Source organism: Neorhizobium sp. LjRoot104 (assembly GCF_964253725.1).
In the GTDB taxonomy this organism is placed as follows: Bacteria; Pseudomonadota; Alphaproteobacteria; order Rhizobiales; family Rhizobiaceae; genus Neorhizobium.
Genome location: NZ_CAXURS020000004.1, coordinates 91,641 through 107,288, shown reverse-complemented (window position 1 = coordinate 107,288; position 15,648 = coordinate 91,641). Strand labels below are relative to the sequence as shown.

The following is a 15,648-nucleotide window of genomic DNA, read 5'->3' as shown; positions in this document are numbered from 1 at the left end:
GATTCCCATCTGTCCGCAAGAGAAATAGGGTTAACAAAACCTTAACGCACTTTGATGCAACAAATTGTTCGCGCCTTTTATTCAACGTTTCCAAAGTTTTAGCCTGGTATAAATTCCCGCCCAAAATCTCTTTCCCTCACAATCTGTTCTCAAATATCCAAGACGCCGACAGGCCGTCTCTCCAACTTGCGCCACCGTGTAGGAAACGACAGAGAATCGCGAGGTACAAATTTGTACGTGGACAGCTTGGTCCCGTCCCGCTTTTTTCTCCCGCAAATCAATCAGCGAGGAGAACGTCGCAATGCTTCAGTCGCATTCCCGCCTTGTGCGCAAGCTTCAAGAAGCACTAGGCGATCGCCTTTGTATCGCCCTCGACGACCCTGGTGTTGTGGAAATCATGCTCAACCCGGACGGCAAAGTGTTCATCGAGAGGCTGGGCCACGGAATCGCTCCGGCCGGTGAAATGGGGGCGGCAGCTGCCGAAACCATTATTGGCTCCGTCGCTCATGCCTTGCATTCAGAAGCCGACGATGAGCGTCCCATCATCTCCGGAGAACTGCCAATCGGGGGCCATCGATTTGAGGGGCTTTTACCTCCAGTTGTCGCGTCGCCAACCTTCACAATACGGCGACGAGCTTCTCGGCTTATTCCCCTCGACGACTATGTCGCTGAGAAGGTGATGACCGAAGCACAAGCAGCTGTGATCCGCAGCGCAATCGCGAACCGCCTCAACATCGTGATCGCCGGGGGAACGGGCTCAGGCAAAACGACCCTCGCCAATGCAGTGATCGCCGAAATCATAGCGTCAGCACCGGACGACCGCATGGTCATTCTTGAAGATACTGCGGAAATCCGGTGTGCGGCAGAAAATGCAGTGTGCCTACATACCAGTGACACGATCGATATGGCGCGGCTGCTGAAGAGCACCATGCGCCTCCGTCCTGACCGCATCATCGTTGGCGAAGTCCGCGATGGCGCCGCACTGACGCTGTTGAAGGCCTGGAATACCGGCCATCCCGGTGGCGTCACCACCGTCCACTCCAATACCGCCATGTCTGCCTTGCGTCGTCTCGAGCAGCTGACTGCCGAGGTCAGTCAGCAGCCGATGCAGGCTGTGATCGGGGAGGCCGTTGATCTTGTTATCTCGATCGAGCGCGCGGGGAGGGGGAGACGGGTACGAGAGGTCATCAACGTCGAAGGCTTCAGCGGTAGCCGGTACCAGACCGAACATTACGCTCAAATTGATGAGGACATTCATGCTGCATAATCGCTTTTTTCGCCTCGGGCTACTCGCTGCAATATTTTGCGCAGCGTTTGCAGCGCCCGCCCTTGCCAGTTCCGGTGGAAGTCTTCCCTGGGAGGGACCGCTTGAACAGATCCAGGAATCCATCACTGGGCCAGTCGCAGGAGCAATTGCCCTTGCCGCCATGGCGATCGCCGGCGGAATGCTGATCTTCGGCGGCGAGCTCAACGATTTCGCGCGACGCCTCGTCTACATCGTACTGGTCGCCGGTATCCTGCTGGGGGCGACGACGATTGTCGGACTGTTCGGTGCGACCGGCGCGTCGATCGGCATCACTGCCACAAGTTTGCCAGGGACCGTTTCCCATCCGATGTCCGTTGCAAGATGGGAGGGGGCCAATGGGTGAGCCGCATTCCGCTCTCCAACGCAATCGCATTCACCGCGCTCTTTCACGGCCGAACCTTTTGATGGGGGCAGACCGGGAGCTCCTGCTTGTCACAGGGCTGGTGGCAATCATCCTGATCTTCGTCGTGCTCACCCTGTATTCAGCGCTGTTTGGCATCGCCATCTGGTTCGTGATCGTCGGCGCGCTGCGCATGATGGCAAAATCCGATCCCCTCATGCGTCACGTCTACGTGCGGCATTTGCGCTACCGGCACCACTACCTGCCCACGTCTTCGCCGTGGCGGCGTTTCTAAAGGTTCAATGATGGTCGCTTTGCGTTCCCTTCGTCCGTCCGCACCGTCATTCGCCGATCTCGTGCCCTATGCCGGACTGGTCGATAACGGGATCATTCTTCTCAAGGACGGAAGTCTCATGGCGGGATGGTATTTTGCCGGCCCTGACTCCGAGAGCGCCACGGATTTCGAGCGCAACGAGCTGTCCCGTCAAATCAATACGATCCTTTCACGGCTAGGTTCCGGCTGGATGATCCAGGTCGAGGCCGTGCGCATCCCGACGACTGACTATCCTTCTGCGGAACGCAGTCATTTCCCCGATGCTGTCACTCGCATGATCGATGATGAGCGGCGCAAGCACTTCGAACAAGAGCGCGGGCATTTCGAGAGCCGGCATGCGCTCGTCCTGACACATCGCCCTCCTGAGCGCCGGCGCTCTGGCGTCACGCGGTACATCTACTCGGACACCGAGAGCCGGACGGCTACCTATGCCGATACAGTGCTCGACAGTTTCAGGCGCTCCACCCGAGAGATCGAGCAGTACCTCGGCAACGTCATCTCCATTGAGCGTATGCGGACGCGTGAGGTGCCGGAACGCGGTGGCACCCGCATTGCCCGTTATGATGAGCTGTTCCAGTTCATCAGATTCTGCATCACCGGTGAAAACCACCCAGTCCGTCTACCTGAAATTCCAATGTATTTGGATTGGCTGGCCACCGCGGAGCTAGAGCACGGCCTTACCCCGAAGATCGAAAACCGGTTCCTCAGCGTGATAGCGATCGACGGTTTGCCGGCCGAGAGCTGGCCAGGCATCCTCAACAGCCTCGATCTCCTGCCGCTCACTTATCGCTGGTCGTCGCGCTTCATCTTTCTGGACGCTGAGGAAGCCAAACAGCGGTTGGAGCGCACGCGCAAGAAATGGCAGCAAAAAGTGCGGCCGTTTTTCGACCAACTTTTCCAGACGCACAGCCGATCCGTTGACCAGGACGCAATGGCCATGGTCGCGGAGACTGAAGACGCGATCGCCGAGGCATCTTCGCAGCTGGTCGCCTATGGCTACTACACGCCGGTGATCATTCTATTCGACGAAAGCAGAGAGAATCTTGCCGATAAAGCCGAGTCCGTTCGAAGGTTGATCCAGGCTGAAGGATTTGGCGCGCGGATCGAGACGTTGAATGCGACGGACGCATTCCTCGGGAGCTTGCCAGGCAACTGGTACTGCAACATCCGGGAACCTCTGATAAACACCCGCAATCTCGCAGACCTGATCCCCCTCAATTCCGTCTGGTCGGGCAGTCTACTTGCGCCCTGCCCATTCTATCCACCCGACGCGCCGCCACTGACGCAGGTGGCTTCCGGATCGTCACCCTTCCGACTGAACCTTCACGTGGATGATGTCGGGCATACGCTGATTTTCGGACCAACCGGTTCCGGCAAGTCAACGCTTCTCGCGCTCATCGCAGCGCAATTTCGCCGGTATGAGGGTGCGCAGGTTTTCGCCTTCGACAAAGGCAACTCCATCCTTCCTCTGACGCTGGCCGTGGATGGCAATCACTACGAAATCGGCGGCGAGGCAGGGGAGGGGGCTAGGCTTGCCTTTTGCCCTCTCTCCGACCTCTCGACCGATACCGACCGCGCCTGGGCCTCCGAATGGATCGAAACACTCGTCTCCCTGCAGGGTGTCACGGTCACCCCGGACCACCGAAACGCCATATCTCGGCAGATCGGCTTGATGGCGGGGGCGCCAGGCCGGTCGCTGTCGGATTTTGTGAGCGGCGTGCAGATGCGGGAGATCAAGGACGCGTTGCACCACTATACTGTTGACGGTCCCATGGGCCAGCTTCTCGACGCTGAACGGGATTCGCTAACCCTCGGTCTGTTCCAGTGCTTCGAGATCGAGCAACTGATGAATATGGGCGAGCGAAATCTCGTACCCGTGCTAACCTATCTGTTTCGCCGGATCGAAAAACGGCTCACGGGGGCACCAAGTCTCATCATTCTCGATGAGGCGTGGCTGATGCTCGGCCATCCTGTCTTTCGCCACAAGATCCGCGAGTGGCTGAAGGTGCTGCGAAAGGCGAACTGCGCTGTCGTTCTCGCCACCCAGTCAATTTCGGACGCAGAGCGTTCGGGCATCATCGATGTCCTGAAGGAATCCTGCCCAACCAAGATATGCTTACCAAACGGGGCGGCTCGGGAATCCGGGACACGAGAATTTTATGAGCGTATCGGCTTCAATCCTCGCCAGATTGAAATCGTCGCAACCGCCATTCCAAAGCGTGAATATTACGTGACGTCGCCTGATGGACGACGGCTCTTTGATATGGGGCTCGGGCCACTCACGCTGTCCTTCGTCGGCGCTTCTGGCAAAGCCGACCTCGCCCGCATCCGGGAACTTCTCTCAACCTACGGCAAAGACTGGCCGACCCAATGGCTCATTGAAAGAGGGATCAATCGCTATGCTTGACCATATCCTATCGCTCAGAAGCAAATCCGCGACGGCTGTCGTGGCAGCTTTTGCAGTCTGCGCTTCGGCACCAGCATTTGCCGGCTCAGCGACGGGCGCTGCAACCGAGTGGACACAGCTTGCCAACAATGCACAGCTCGTCGACCTCCTTAAAAGCTCCGGCCTGCAAGTCGACAATCAGCTGACACAGATCAGCCAGTTGGCCGAGCAGATCCAAAACCAGCTGAACATCTACGAAAACATGCTGCAAAATACCGCGCAGCTGCCCGATCACATCTGGGGCCAAGTCGAAAACGACCTCAACCGGCTGCGGGATATCGTCGACCAAGGACAGAGCATCTCTTTCTCGATGGGGAGCGCAGATGATGTGCTGAAGCAGCGCTTTCAATCCTATGCTGATCTTCAGACTGCCGCCGCCAACGGGACGGACCTATCCTCGAACTATGCCCGTTGGTCAGACACCAACCGCGACACCATCGCCAGCACGCTCAAGGCTGCGAGCCTGACGGCTGACCAGTTCGACAGCGAGGAGGATACGATGGGCTCCCTCAGAAACATGTCGGAATCTGCCGATGGCCAAATGAAAGCTCTCCAGGTCGGCCACGAAATTGCGGCGCAGCAGGTTGCGCAAATGCAGAAGCTGCGTGGTCTCGTATCCCAGCAGATGACGATGATGGGGACGTGGCTGCAAAGCGAGCAAACCGACAAGGATCTGGCACAGGCCCGACGGGAAAAGTTCTTCAACGCCGACACCAGTGGCGTCCCCGAAGGTCAGAAGATGGAGCCACGCTGGTGAGCCGCGCGGTTATCATCGCTATCGCGCTTTTGGTAGCAGTTGCATCCGTATCCGCAGCAACGGTGTTCATCATGAAATCCGACGAGCGGTCAGCATCCAAAATGGGTGAGAAGTTTTTCGGTGTGAAAAAGGACCTACCCCCGATCGAAAAGGGCCAGGAAATGCGTCCAAGATGGTGAGGGCACGGATCGAGTTGATGCTTTTCGCAACAGGACTTGCATGCCTTATGCTGGCCGGCCCAGCGTTTGCACAGCAGGGCCAAGTCCTCACGGAACTTGAAAATCAGGTTTCTTCCGCTGCCAAGGGCTGGGAAACAACGATCATGGATGCGGCAAGGTCTCTGTTCTGGATCCTCGCCGGAATAGAGGTGGGGATTGCCGCGGTGTGGCTCGCCATTCAGTCGGCATCCCTCGACAGCTGGTTCGCAGAGCTTGTGCGGAGGATCATGTTCATCGGCTTTTTTGCCTTTGTTTTGACCCAGGGACCGACGTTTGCCGAAGCTGTTGTCGATAGTCTCTATCAGATTGGGGCCGGCAGTGGGTCAGCTTCGCCCGCGGAGGTTTTCGATGCGGGTATCCGTGTCGCTTCGCAGATGTCGGAACAGGCTAAGTTCGGTGTCTTCGAGGATAATGCCCTTGCGATCGCAGCCGTTCTCGCCATGGGTATTGTTGTGATCTGCTTTTCGCTGGTGGCGGCGATTTTCGTGGCTGTGATGGTCGAGATGTATGTCGGCCTACTCGCGGGAATGATTATGCTCGGCCTTGGTGGATCCTCGTTCACAAAGGACTTTGCTGTCCGATATCTCGTTTATGCTTTCGGCGTTGGCATGAAGCTCATGGCGTTGGTCATGATCGCAAAGATCGGCTCCAATGTCCTCTTGGGACTTGCTCAGGCCCCTACCGCCGAGACCGACCAGTTCATCACGACACTTGCGATCGCCGGCATCTCGGTCGTTGTGTTTATCATCGCGATGTATGTTCCAAACATTATGCAGGGCGTCGTTCAGGGGGCGTCTGTTTCCGGCGGGATGGAAGCCATTCAGCACGGTGGGCAGGCGGCGTCGTTCGCGACCGGCGGAGCCTTCCTGGCCGCAGGTGCGGCTGGAGCAGGATTTGCTGCAGGGCAAGCAGCGCGGGCTGCCGGATCATCCTTTGGAGGAGCGGCTATTCGCGGAGTGGGTGCAGGCCTTGGCTCGGCCGGGCAGGCCGCAGGATCCGCAGCCAAGGAGAAGGCGATCGGGTCGCCCGGTGCCTATGCCGGCTCCATCCTTGGCCTGGCGAACGCGAAGCTCGACCAGGCTCGTGGCAAGGGAGCCTCGCCCGGTCAACCGCCGGAACGACAAGACAAACCGTAATTTCAAGACAGGGATAACAATATGGCAGCGCAACGCGCCCCGGAGAACCCGTACCTTGCCGCGAGGCAGGAATGGTCGGAACGATACGGCTCTTACGTCAAGGCGGCTTCGGCATGGCGGACGGTCGGAATCTTAAGCCTGGGTATGGCGGTGATCGGTTTTGGCTATTCGCTGTATCTCAGCACGCAAGTCAAACTCGTGCCGTACATCGTCGAGGTCGACAAGCTCGGAAACACCGTCTCCGCCGGGTTTCCGCAGCAGATCGAATATGCCGATGCACGCGTCATCCGTGCCACGCTCGGAGGCTTTGTCACGAGCTTCCGCTCCATTACGCCCGACGCCGTCGTCCAGAAGCAATACATCGACCGGACATATGCGCTTCTCAGGACAAGCGATCCATCGACCCAGAAGATCAATGCCTGGTTCCGGGGCAACTCGCCGTTCGAGAGGGCCGTGAATGCGACCGTCGCCATCGAGGTGAACAACATCGTCGCGCTGTCGAACCAGACCTATCAGATCGACTGGACCGAATATGAGCGTGATCGCAAGGGCAAGGAAATCGCGACACGCCGATTTCGCGGCATAGCCACGGTGGCGATCACCCCACCCCAGGACGAGGCGACGATCCGTCTCAATCCCATCGGCCTCTATGTCAAGGACTTCGACTGGACCGCGCAACTGTAAGGGCAGGGGACTTCAATGAATACAAGGATAAACAGGACAGCGCTATGCTGCATGACGGCGCTTGCATTTTGGTCCATGGCGACGACATCGGGCTTTGCCCAGAGCCTGACGACGAATGAGGCGAAAGGAACCACCCTCTCCAACAAATGGCGTGGGCAGCGGGGACTGGTTACAACGGGCGCCGACGGAAAAGTCATCTTCCTGTTCGGTGAGACGCAGCCTTCTGTCGTCTGCTCACCTTTACAGGTCTGCGACATCGAGCTTCAGGGTGGGGAGATTGTCCGCGACGTTCTTGTCGGCGACACGGTACGCTGGAAGGTCGAGCCGGCCACATCCGGTGCTGCGGGCGGACAGGCAATTCACCTGATCGTCAAACCGTCTGAGGCCGGGCTGGTCACATCGATGGTCGTGACGACGTCGAGGCGCACGTATCACATTCAGCTCAAATCGCATCCAAGCCAGTACATGGCCCGCGTTGGTTTCGAGTATCCGGAAGAGGCCGCGACGAGATTGTCCGACATCAACGCTCGAATTCAGACGATGACCAATTCCGACGGCGGCGTACCGCCAGAGCAACTTGCCTTCGCCTATTCGCTGAGCGGCAGCGCGCCCTGGAAGCCGAAGCGCGTCTATTCGGATGGGCAGAAGACCTACATACAGTTTCCGCGAACGCTCTCCGGTCAGGATGCGCCGGTCCTCTTCGTGGTCTCTGGCGGGCAAAACCGGATCGTAAACTACCGGATGAAAAACGACATGATGATTGTCGATTACAACATCGACAAGGCTGTCCTTGTTTCGGGCGTCGGCTGGCGTCAGCAGAAAATCACCATCCGGCGGGGAGGCTGATCGATGCGCCTTTGCCTTCTTCTATTTGTTGCTGGCGTTCTTCTCTCTGGTTGCCAGACCGGAACAGACGCGATCACGACGAGCGCCGCGCCTTCGACTGTAACAGGCCCCGTGGCAAGCGCTATCGCCGGCGACATGGCTGGACGTTACGCCGAGCAGGCAGGGTCAACCGCCACGCCGATCAGGCTTCACAACGACACATCGGATTTCGCGACCGCGCTCGAGGCCGCGTTGAAGGGGTGGGGTTTCACTGTCGTGACGGATGACAAGGCGCGCTCATTGAAAGACACCGCCAAGCCGATCGAGCTGGCATATTCGTTGATCGACGTTGACGGACAGGTGCTGGCAAGACTTTCCAGCGAGACACTCGAGCTTGGGCGAGCCTATTCGGTGTCATCAGGTGGCGCCACGCCGGCAAGCCCGCTTTCATTGATGAAGCGAAACTGAGGAGAGACAGATATGGTCCAGTCGCTCCAGCTCGGCAATCCGAGCAGCGCCTCGCAGGAAAAGGGCATGAAACGGCTTAATCGCCTGCCGGTGTTCTTTGGCATCGGTATCGCAGTCGTCGTCGCCTGTGTCCTTGTCTACGGCATATCATCCCGGGGACTGGGGTTCGGCGACAGAATTCCGGATGAAGCAGGCTCGAACGTCCCGGCCTCGACCTTCGCTGATCAGATGAAGCGCGGGGTGAAAGACGGCATCATCGGGGATCGTGAAGAGCAGCCTGTATTCCAGCCCACACCCGCAACCCAAACAATTGTAGATGCCAAGCCGATTGAAGAGGAGCAGATAAAGCAGCAGGCACGGGAAGAGCGCCGACCGCAAATGGATTCGGAAGAAGAATGGTTGGCCCGACTTCGACGCGAGCAGCGCGAGCAAGTCCTTCGTGAACAGCAACGACAGCGGATGGCCAGCCTTCAGGCCCGTGCCACTGCGTTTGACTCGCCGCTGAAGGTCAAAATCTCGGAGCTGGGAAATATCTCCAACAACACCAGAACAACAGACCGGCAGCCGGCCACCAATAACGGTGCCTCCGATCTCTATGCCGCGGCCATGAAATCAGGTTTGGTGGGGCAGAATGTTGATCCAAATGGGCAGATTGCGAAAGAAGATTTCTTCAACGCCGACATCAAGGATCTCGGCTACCTGCCGAACCAGGTTGTACCTCAGCAGTCACGCTATGAACTGAAGCGCGGCTCCGTCATCCCCGCGACCATGATTACCGGCATCATGTCCGATTTGCCGGGCCGGATTACAGCGCAGGTGAGCCAGCACATCTACGACAGCGCCACAGGACATTTTCTTCTCATTCCGCAGGGTACCAAGTTACTCGGACGCTATGACAGCAAGGTCTCGTTTGGCCAAAGCCGCGTTCTGGTGGTCTGGACGGATGTCATCTTCCCGAACGGCTCGACACTGCAGATCGGCGGCATGGCTGGAACGGACTCGCAGGGCTATGGCGGCTTCTCGGACAAGGTCAACAATCACTATTTTCGAACCTTTGGGTCGGCGGCGCTTGTTGCACTTATAGGTACCGGCATCGATATGGCGGTTCCGGAGAGTTCGACCCTCGCCACACAGGATACGGCTTCAGACGCGGCGCGTAGAAACTTTGCCGAGACCTTCGGCCGCGTCGCGGAGCAGACGATTTCCAAGAACTTGAATGTTCAGCCCACCATCCAAATCCGGCCGGGCTACAAGTTCAACGTTCTCGTAGACCAAGATATTGTCTTTCCCGGCAATTATGGCGGTTGAGGCACACGTTGTCGCAACCGCCCTTTGGACAACTCCTGGATCAGGCCGATACGCGCACGGTCTCGCTGTCCGCAATTTTGCGCGGCCGATATCCTGCATAAAGGGGTGTCGCGACACCAAGCGCCTGCTGCATGCGCGTGCGAACTTCCTCTGAAACTTCGAAAACACCGCAGCAAACCGGAGAGCGACCATAGCCGTCTGCGCGGCCAACCTCTTCAACCGCGAGCCCCGCCCGACGATAGACGCGCGCCAGCTGCGGCTCGTAGTTCGAGACCAGCGTCTCGATACCGTGCGACAATCCGCATTCGCACAATGCCAGCAACAGCATGCCGAAAGCCTTGCCCGTTTCCAGGCTCGGAAAGTCCTCGGAGAGTGTTTCCTCATCGAGGCACATTCGTGTCCCCTCATAGATACCGGGTGCGATCAGGCTGGCACCCGCAAACGTGTCGCGAAAGACGTCGTAAAGAAGCGTCGGGCCGGTGGTGGGCATCAGCCGCAGCGTTCCATAAAGGCGATCCGCGCGATCATTGCACCACATCAGGTAAGCCGGCCGTAGAGCATCGTACTCGTCATGCTCGCAATCATCGTCGATTGTCACGGCCCAACCGAGTTGATCGTGAAAGACGCGTTTGCGAAGGCGAAATGCCTGATCCATGAGAGGCTTATAACGGGTGTACTGATGCGCCTGAACCAGAATGAACAAGGTTTATCTCCAGCTGTTGATCTTGGCTGGAAGATGCCGCCTCACGGGGAAGCCAGATATTCCCGCATATGCTCAAGCCCATATGCGGGTATTGCTCAGAGGTATCCGGGCGATCGGCTCATATCGCGATCACACGTAGCTTAAGGGCAAGAGTGGCCGCCGCCGAGATGGTGGCGCAACCAAGTTTCGTCCTGGCCGATTTGATGTAGCTGCGGGTCGTGTGATGGGAAAGGCCGAGAATAAGCGCGATATCCTTGTAATCCTTGCCGAGCGCGCTCCAGTAGAGGCACTCACGTTCCCGCGGACTCAAGACCGGGATCGGATCGCTCGCGCCATGTAGCTCGAACACTGCCATCTGGTGGACGAGATCCGCGAGATCGACCCATTCACTCCGATGAGCATCGACCAGATCCTCCCAGTCTTCGGCGGAGGCGTTCGAATTCAAAGAGAGGATGGCCCGTCGACCTGCTTTATCCGATATCGGGATGGAAAAACCAAAGCGGCCGATCCCATGGCGTATTGCGTCTTCCAGAAACATCAGCATCTCGGGCGCGACTTCGAGTTCTCGCCAATCGAATGGCACCTGGCGCAGAAAGCCCTCGCGCGCGACAGGATCGATGGTGACATAGCCCTTCAACAGATAGGTGGATACCCACGCATCCGGGTAGGTTGTCCGCACGAACGGGGCGTCAAAATCACCAACCACCGTCGAAGCGAGATGGTAGGTTATGAAGTCGACGCGGTAAGCGGATTGTATCAAATGGAGCGCTTCGGTCACCGAGCCCGTCTTTGCAAGGCGCTCCTTGACGTCGGAAAAATCGGCGAGAGATCCTGTCAATATAAGTTTCCAGCACTGCGGACTGACAATCCACCGCAGAGATCGAATGATCAGCCAAACGAGTTCGGCAGTGATGCGGAACTTCAACGGATTGTGCTGTAGCCTGATTGCTTTCATGGTTCAAACGCAACCTCTCGACGTGGAGAGGCGTAGCGACGCGGAGGTTGATATAGTTCGACTACTGAACGATCCCCGCGTTTCATTTTGGACACCAAAGCGACAACGACGCAGTCTCCTTCTTCAATCGCTGGCCGCGAGCCGACCTCGCACGTCAGCAAATCTGCGGTGGCACGGACTGGGTTAGGTCGCTATAAGCGCTGGTGAGGTAGTACGCGCTGCCTCCGGGCTTAGTAACCCGACGCATGCCGGTTTGGCGTCCGCCGTTAGGGCGCCGAATTCCTCGACCTATGGTCGGGGAGCCGTGGACGTATGTCCAGGTTCCTCGGAACTAAAGGTCCATGGGCCGACGCATGCTCGGTTACTAACTCCCCGATCGCCAGGGGTCAGGAACTATGCGGGGGCGCACCGCGCATTCCTGTTTTGGGAGTTGAACATGGACGCCGACGACCGATTGAATGGAGAGGCAGTCGATCTGAAGCCGCTGGTAGGCCTCTTGCATGGGCTTCCGTCACCGCTCGTCGAACGTCTCACGATCGATGCAATCCGCGAACATCGCGAACTGTTGGAGCGGGCAGAAAATCTGTTCAATGAACTGCCGGCTGACGTTAAAGCCGGTAAGGAGCTTGTTGGCGATACCCATATTGCCTATCTCGAGGCAACCATCAGGATGCACGCGCAAATGTCGGTGCTGACCACCCTGCTGCACATTCTAGGCTATACGCCCAAGGCCTGACAACGCCACATCAGCCTAAATCAGGCCGCGTCGGATAGCCAAAGCCACCAACTGCGCATGATTGGCCAGATTGTAGCGCGTTCTGACATCGTCAATCGCAGAGCGGACGCCAGCATACTTTGCCTGCTCCAGTTCAGCGATCACCTCGACGGTTTTGCCAAGCGACAGCCAGCGAATGTAGTTCACCTGCTTCGGCGTCAGGACGATCTTTTCCTCGATGGAGGGCGTGACCCGCAAGTGCTCAAGACGGGCATGAAGTTGAGCGACCGCTGATGCAGCCATAATGGCATCAATCTCCATATCACTGGCAAGAGAAGACTTCGCCGATGCAAATGTCAGCATGGACATCGCACCGTTGGCAGTGGCGACCGGGATGGAAACGCCCGAGCGAATGTTGAAATCAGCGGCTTTCGAAAAGAAGTTTTTCTGCTCTTTTGACAGCGAGCTCTTGTCGGCTTCGCCGGACCAGGCGAAAGCGCGCCTTATCAGCTGGGCCTGCCGCATGACCGGATCGATGAACCGGTAGTCCAGCGTGTCATAGATTCTCTGCCAGTCGATATCGTAGTTGGAGACCGCATAGGTCTGCCCCGGACGAATGTTGACGAAGGCATAGCCCACAAAATCGAACCGATCAGCAAGATTGGCCAGTGCACCCTTCACCATGGACTGATCGTTTCCGATCACAGTGATATCCAGCAGTTTCTCGACCCAGTTTGTCATCCATACTCTCCCTGTAAATCGCACCCGTTGCGCGGTGACGAAATGCGTCGGCAGTCAAAGGGACCGCGACGCGCGCGAACAGTGACCTGGTAAAGAATGAAGCATATTCAATCGCATAAGTTGACCATCACGGAATGGTTTTCTAAATCGTTTTCTCGGAATTGCAAACCACGGATTTTGCTTACTCGCGGAAAACGTGTCAGCTCACAATTGGCCAAGCGATCTAGGTTTCATGGCCTGAGCAGAAATCTGTCATTGTTTCGCGAAATGCTTTACATGGAAGGACCCATTTAGAGCGAACCCATGTTGCAGCTTACCCACGACACCGAACAGCTTGCCCGCGAAATTGCGGCCCGTGTCGGGCGCAGACCGGACGATATCATACGCGCTGCCCTCGAACGTGAAGCTCAGGCCCTCGGGGTTTTCGGCGACCTGCCTGTGAGACATCGCATGACCGTCGAACAGATGACAGCGATCGGAGAAAAGGTTTCTGCCCTACCGCTGCTTGATACATCGTCCCCGAAAGAAATCCTCGACGACCTGCATCAACCATGATTGCCGTCGATCACTCCGCAGTCGTCCACGTAGCCGCAATCAGGACACAGAGGATCAGGAGCACTACGGCTTTACCAACTTGACGAACTTAACCAACCTTGCCATATATAGCTCTCCGAACGGAGGGTGAGTGATGGCATCTCTGAAGTCCAAAACCAGCATACGTGACGGTGCAAGCGGGCGCGAAAAACCGGGCGCTGAATCCATGGCTTTTTTCCTGACCACAGGCGCCGCCCCGCTGGCGAAGGGGAGAGCCGCCTTCAAGATCAAGATCCCTGACAATGCATCAAAAGCCCTGACCGGCAATCCAAATCGCGTCAAGGCGCTCCTCCAGGAATACGGTCAGGCGATCGCAAAAAGCCGTTCTGCTGGCCACCCGGTCAGCTTCCGTGTCGATGTCGATTCCGAAGGTGAGATGGTTGTCACTCCCGTTGAGGCGGTGGAAATGACAACGGTGCCTGTCGTAGAGGAAAACGATGCGCTGGATCCGGAATTGGAGCAGGCGTTGGTGGCCGCACGGGCGCGGGGACGCATAAAGGCTGCTGAGGTGCTCAGCGGCACTGACATGCTGAATGCCGACGAATTCGCCAAGTTGCTTGGCACGACAAGGGTAACGGTGAATTCAAAGCGCCAGACCGGACTGGTATTGGGGCTGGATGGCGCGAAACGCGGCTTTCGCTTCCCGGATTGGCAGATCGATGCCGATGGCAAGCCGTTTGCAGCGCTTGCAACGCTCCACGAGCGACTGGGCGGAGCCTGGGCGGTTTACCGGTTCCTGGTCCAGCCCCACGGAGAGCTGGACGGACTGACAGGTCGCGAGGCATTGGAGCGGGGACGGACCGAGCAAGCGCTCGAGGTCGTCGAGAGCATTGGTCGAGATTTCCGCTGAATGGCACGTACTCTGCCGCCTCCCGGCTTTGCAAATGCAAGCCTTCACCTGCATACGGTCGCAGCCGGACTTCGGTTCGGTCGCATCTATCTGGGCACCTACCCTGATCCACTGGGCTTCGGTAAAACGCCGAGCCGTTTCAGCGATCCACGCCGGCGCAAATTCGCTAACCGGTTCGGGGTGCTCTATTTGGGCGATACGGTGAAGGTGTGCTTTCTCGAAGCCGTCTTGCGCGATCAACGCGATGGGGTCCTCGGCGACCTGCCGATAGCTGAATCCGAATTGTACGACCGCAATTTCGCAGAGATCGAGGTCATCAATCCGCTGATGATGGTCGATCTTCGAGACGACGGGCCGATCAAGATGGGTGTGCCGACGGATGTCGCGAAGGGCTCAAAGCAATCCCTCGCACGGAAGTGGGCGGTCGCCTTCAATGAACACGACAGCCAGGTGGACGGCATCATCTACCCGTCTCGGCTCAACGGCCACACCAACCTTGCAGTGTTCGATCGAGCTATTGGAAAACTGAAGGCGGTCCGCACGACGAAGCTGATCCGCGCGCCGGGTCTGGCTGATATACTCAACGACCTCAATGTCGCAATTGTCGAACCTGATCCCTGATATTTTACCTGTCGTCGAAGTCGGATACAGCACTACTTCTGCCCACCGATCCGGGACAAATCGACCCGAATTCCCGCAGTCCCAACCTCTCCTTCGTTTGAGGGCTCCACTTCGCTCTGGGAGGCGGTGGCATCAGCAGGTTTGTCTGCGGCATCCGGAGAAACTTCCTTCCGATCGACGATCGTTCCACCTGGATCCTCCGCCTGAAACACGCTTTGCCCCTCGAACTGGCCAGTGTTCCAAGCGTAAACGGCATCTTCGAAGATCTGTGGAAGCACCTCTTTGCTCGTTGGGTTGCCATACCATTTAGCAACGATGCGCATGATCTTGGAAAACATCCTCGTCCCCATGCGAAGATTTTCGCAAGGCTCAATCAGATCTGGTTTCAGCTCGGACGCGTCCTTCACGCCGACACCCGCCGGGAACTGTGTAAGGCCCACACGCACGACGGCTTGCCCGACATACTGGCGTATGATCTCCATAGCCTCGTCGGGCGTCTTCGGTTTTGGTACGAGGATGAGCCGTCCACCGGCTTTCACCGTGACGGCCAGCGGATCGCCAGGACCGACAGCGGCTACGAACTGCTCGACGATGGCGGGTTTCAGGGAGGGATCGGCGCATTCCGCGATAAAGGCAGCATCCATGAC

Annotated in this window: 19 protein-coding genes; 15 read left to right on the top strand and 4 right to left on the bottom strand. The window is 57.7% G+C overall.

Annotated elements, in window-relative coordinates; translation table 11 throughout:
* Positions 1 to 301: 301 nt before the first annotated feature.
* The 11 genes from trbB to trbI are packed head-to-tail and all read left to right on the top strand — an operon-like array spanning position 302 to position 9,822.
* On the top strand, positions 302 to 1,267 hold the full coding sequence (gene trbB / locus ACSQ8R_RS32840; RefSeq protein ID WP_046797673.1) for a P-type conjugative transfer ATPase TrbB: 966 nt from the start codon (positions 302 to 304) through the stop codon (positions 1,265 to 1,267).
* Positions 1,257 to 1,649, top strand: coding sequence for a TrbC/VirB2 family protein (locus ACSQ8R_RS32835; RefSeq protein WP_046797672.1), 393 nt, complete (start codon positions 1,257 to 1,259; stop codon positions 1,647 to 1,649). The genes trbB and ACSQ8R_RS32835 overlap by 11 nt, the downstream gene beginning before the upstream one ends.
* Positions 1,642 to 1,941, top strand: a complete 300-nt coding sequence (locus tag ACSQ8R_RS32830; protein WP_015647762.1) for a conjugal transfer protein TrbD — start codon at positions 1,642 to 1,644, stop codon at positions 1,939 to 1,941. Before ACSQ8R_RS32835 ends, ACSQ8R_RS32830 begins: the two co-directional genes overlap by 8 nt.
* 10 nt (positions 1,942 to 1,951) lie before the next feature.
* The gene (locus ACSQ8R_RS32825; RefSeq protein WP_046797687.1) at positions 1,952 to 4,387 is read left to right on the top strand and encodes a conjugal transfer protein TrbE; all 2,436 of its coding nucleotides are present in this window, start codon (positions 1,952 to 1,954) and stop codon (positions 4,385 to 4,387) included.
* Positions 4,380 to 5,183: a P-type conjugative transfer protein TrbJ gene (gene trbJ, locus ACSQ8R_RS32820; RefSeq protein ID WP_082179059.1), complete on the top strand. Its 804-nt coding sequence runs from the start codon at positions 4,380 to 4,382 to the stop codon at positions 5,181 to 5,183. The genes ACSQ8R_RS32825 and trbJ overlap by 8 nt, the downstream gene beginning before the upstream one ends.
* Positions 5,180 to 5,362, top strand: a complete 183-nt coding sequence (trbK, locus tag ACSQ8R_RS32815; protein WP_046797671.1) for an entry exclusion protein TrbK — start codon at positions 5,180 to 5,182, stop codon at positions 5,360 to 5,362. Before trbJ ends, trbK begins: the two co-directional genes overlap by 4 nt.
* A 17-nt stretch (positions 5,363 to 5,379) precedes the next feature.
* The gene (trbL, locus tag ACSQ8R_RS32810; RefSeq protein ID WP_245282237.1) at positions 5,380 to 6,537 is read left to right on the top strand and encodes a P-type conjugative transfer protein TrbL; all 1,158 of its coding nucleotides are present in this window, start codon (positions 5,380 to 5,382) and stop codon (positions 6,535 to 6,537) included.
* A 21-nt stretch (positions 6,538 to 6,558) separates the two neighbouring features.
* Positions 6,559 to 7,221: a conjugal transfer protein TrbF gene (locus ACSQ8R_RS32805; RefSeq protein ID WP_046797669.1), complete on the top strand. Its 663-nt coding sequence runs from the start codon at positions 6,559 to 6,561 to the stop codon at positions 7,219 to 7,221.
* Between the two features lie 15 nt (positions 7,222 to 7,236).
* On the top strand, positions 7,237 to 8,067 hold the full coding sequence (trbG, locus tag ACSQ8R_RS32800; RefSeq protein WP_046797668.1) for a P-type conjugative transfer protein TrbG: 831 nt from the start codon (positions 7,237 to 7,239) through the stop codon (positions 8,065 to 8,067).
* 3 nt (positions 8,068 to 8,070) lie between these two features.
* Positions 8,071 to 8,514, top strand: a complete 444-nt coding sequence (gene trbH / locus ACSQ8R_RS32795) for a conjugal transfer protein TrbH (RefSeq protein ID WP_046797667.1) — start codon at positions 8,071 to 8,073, stop codon at positions 8,512 to 8,514.
* Positions 8,515 to 8,526: 12 nt separating this feature from the next.
* Positions 8,527 to 9,822 (top strand): IncP-type conjugal transfer protein TrbI, encoded by a 1,296-nt coding sequence (gene trbI, locus ACSQ8R_RS32790; RefSeq protein WP_046797666.1) that lies wholly within the window; start codon positions 8,527 to 8,529, stop codon positions 9,820 to 9,822.
* 40 nt (positions 9,823 to 9,862) lie between these two features.
* On the opposite strand, the gene ACSQ8R_RS32785 is transcribed toward trbI, so the two are convergent.
* On the bottom strand, positions 9,863 to 10,525 hold the full coding sequence (locus ACSQ8R_RS32785; RefSeq protein WP_046797665.1) for an acyl-homoserine-lactone synthase: 663 nt from the start codon (positions 10,523 to 10,525) through the stop codon (positions 9,863 to 9,865).
* Positions 10,526 to 10,643: 118 nt separating this feature from the next.
* Positions 10,644 to 11,366: a helix-turn-helix transcriptional regulator gene (locus ACSQ8R_RS32780; protein ID WP_024897940.1), complete on the bottom strand. Its 723-nt coding sequence runs from the start codon at positions 11,364 to 11,366 to the stop codon at positions 10,644 to 10,646.
* 550 nt (positions 11,367 to 11,916) lie between these two features.
* On the opposite strand from ACSQ8R_RS32780, the gene ACSQ8R_RS32775 reads away from it, so the two are divergent.
* Positions 11,917 to 12,216, top strand: a complete 300-nt coding sequence (locus tag ACSQ8R_RS32775) for a transcriptional repressor TraM (protein ID WP_024897939.1) — start codon at positions 11,917 to 11,919, stop codon at positions 12,214 to 12,216.
* A 15-nt stretch (positions 12,217 to 12,231) separates the two neighbouring features.
* On the opposite strand, the gene traR is transcribed toward ACSQ8R_RS32775, so the two are convergent.
* Complete coding sequence (gene traR, locus ACSQ8R_RS32770) at positions 12,232 to 12,936, bottom strand: autoinducer-binding transcriptional regulator TraR (RefSeq protein WP_046797664.1); 705 nt, start codon at positions 12,934 to 12,936, stop codon at positions 12,232 to 12,234.
* 303 nt (positions 12,937 to 13,239) lie between these two features.
* Here traR and ACSQ8R_RS32765 point away from each other — a divergent pair, with 303 nt between their 5' ends.
* The 3 genes from ACSQ8R_RS32765 (at position 13,240) to ACSQ8R_RS32755 (ending at position 15,001) form a co-directional block, all read left to right on the top strand.
* Positions 13,240 to 13,491, top strand: coding sequence for a type II toxin-antitoxin system VapB family antitoxin (locus tag ACSQ8R_RS32765; protein WP_035227100.1), 252 nt, complete (start codon positions 13,240 to 13,242; stop codon positions 13,489 to 13,491).
* Positions 13,492 to 13,624: 133 nt separating this feature from the next.
* A complete protein-coding gene (locus ACSQ8R_RS32760) occupies positions 13,625 to 14,380 on the top strand; it encodes a hypothetical protein (RefSeq protein ID WP_035227102.1) in 756 nt (251 codons plus the stop codon).
* A complete protein-coding gene (locus ACSQ8R_RS32755) occupies positions 14,381 to 15,001 on the top strand; it encodes an RES family NAD+ phosphorylase (protein WP_046797663.1) in 621 nt (206 codons plus the stop codon).
* Positions 15,002 to 15,033: 32 nt separating this feature from the next.
* Here the strand turns inward: ACSQ8R_RS32755 and ACSQ8R_RS32750 are convergent, their stop codons facing one another.
* Entirely contained in the window at positions 15,034 to 15,645 is a 612-nt protein-coding gene (locus tag ACSQ8R_RS32750; protein ID WP_046797662.1) for a TraH family protein, read from the bottom strand.
* Between the last annotated feature and the right edge of the window lie 3 nt (positions 15,646 to 15,648).

Excerpts from the sequence above, each read along its gene's own strand:
- trbB (WP_046797673.1), top strand. The coding sequence starts at position 302 with ATGCTTCAGTCGCATTCCCGCCTTGTGCGCAAGCTTCAAGAAGCACTA.
- ACSQ8R_RS32835 (WP_046797672.1), top strand. The coding sequence starts at position 1,257 with ATGCTGCATAATCGCTTTTTTCGCCTCGGGCTACTCGCTGCAATATTT.
- ACSQ8R_RS32830 (WP_015647762.1), top strand. The coding sequence starts at position 1,642 with ATGGGTGAGCCGCATTCCGCTCTCCAACGCAATCGCATTCACCGCGCT.
- ACSQ8R_RS32825 (WP_046797687.1), top strand. The coding sequence starts at position 1,952 with ATGGTCGCTTTGCGTTCCCTTCGTCCGTCCGCACCGTCATTCGCCGAT.
- trbJ (WP_082179059.1), top strand. The coding sequence starts at position 4,380 with ATGCTTGACCATATCCTATCGCTCAGAAGCAAATCCGCGACGGCTGTC.
- trbL (WP_245282237.1), top strand. The coding sequence starts at position 5,380 with ATGCTTTTCGCAACAGGACTTGCATGCCTTATGCTGGCCGGCCCAGCG.
- ACSQ8R_RS32805 (WP_046797669.1), top strand. The coding sequence starts at position 6,559 with ATGGCAGCGCAACGCGCCCCGGAGAACCCGTACCTTGCCGCGAGGCAG.
- trbG (WP_046797668.1), top strand. The coding sequence starts at position 7,237 with ATGAATACAAGGATAAACAGGACAGCGCTATGCTGCATGACGGCGCTT.
- trbH (WP_046797667.1), top strand. The coding sequence starts at position 8,071 with ATGCGCCTTTGCCTTCTTCTATTTGTTGCTGGCGTTCTTCTCTCTGGT.
- trbI (WP_046797666.1), top strand. The coding sequence starts at position 8,527 with ATGGTCCAGTCGCTCCAGCTCGGCAATCCGAGCAGCGCCTCGCAGGAA.
- ACSQ8R_RS32775 (WP_024897939.1), top strand. The coding sequence starts at position 11,917 with ATGGACGCCGACGACCGATTGAATGGAGAGGCAGTCGATCTGAAGCCG.
- traR (WP_046797664.1), bottom strand. The coding sequence starts at position 12,936 with ATGACAAACTGGGTCGAGAAACTGCTGGATATCACTGTGATCGGAAAC.
- ACSQ8R_RS32765 (WP_035227100.1), top strand. The coding sequence starts at position 13,240 with ATGTTGCAGCTTACCCACGACACCGAACAGCTTGCCCGCGAAATTGCG.
- ACSQ8R_RS32760 (WP_035227102.1), top strand. The coding sequence starts at position 13,625 with ATGGCATCTCTGAAGTCCAAAACCAGCATACGTGACGGTGCAAGCGGG.
- ACSQ8R_RS32755 (WP_046797663.1), top strand. The coding sequence starts at position 14,381 with ATGGCACGTACTCTGCCGCCTCCCGGCTTTGCAAATGCAAGCCTTCAC.
- ACSQ8R_RS32750 (WP_046797662.1), bottom strand. The coding sequence starts at position 15,645 with ATGGATGCTGCCTTTATCGCGGAATGCGCCGATCCCTCCCTGAAACCC.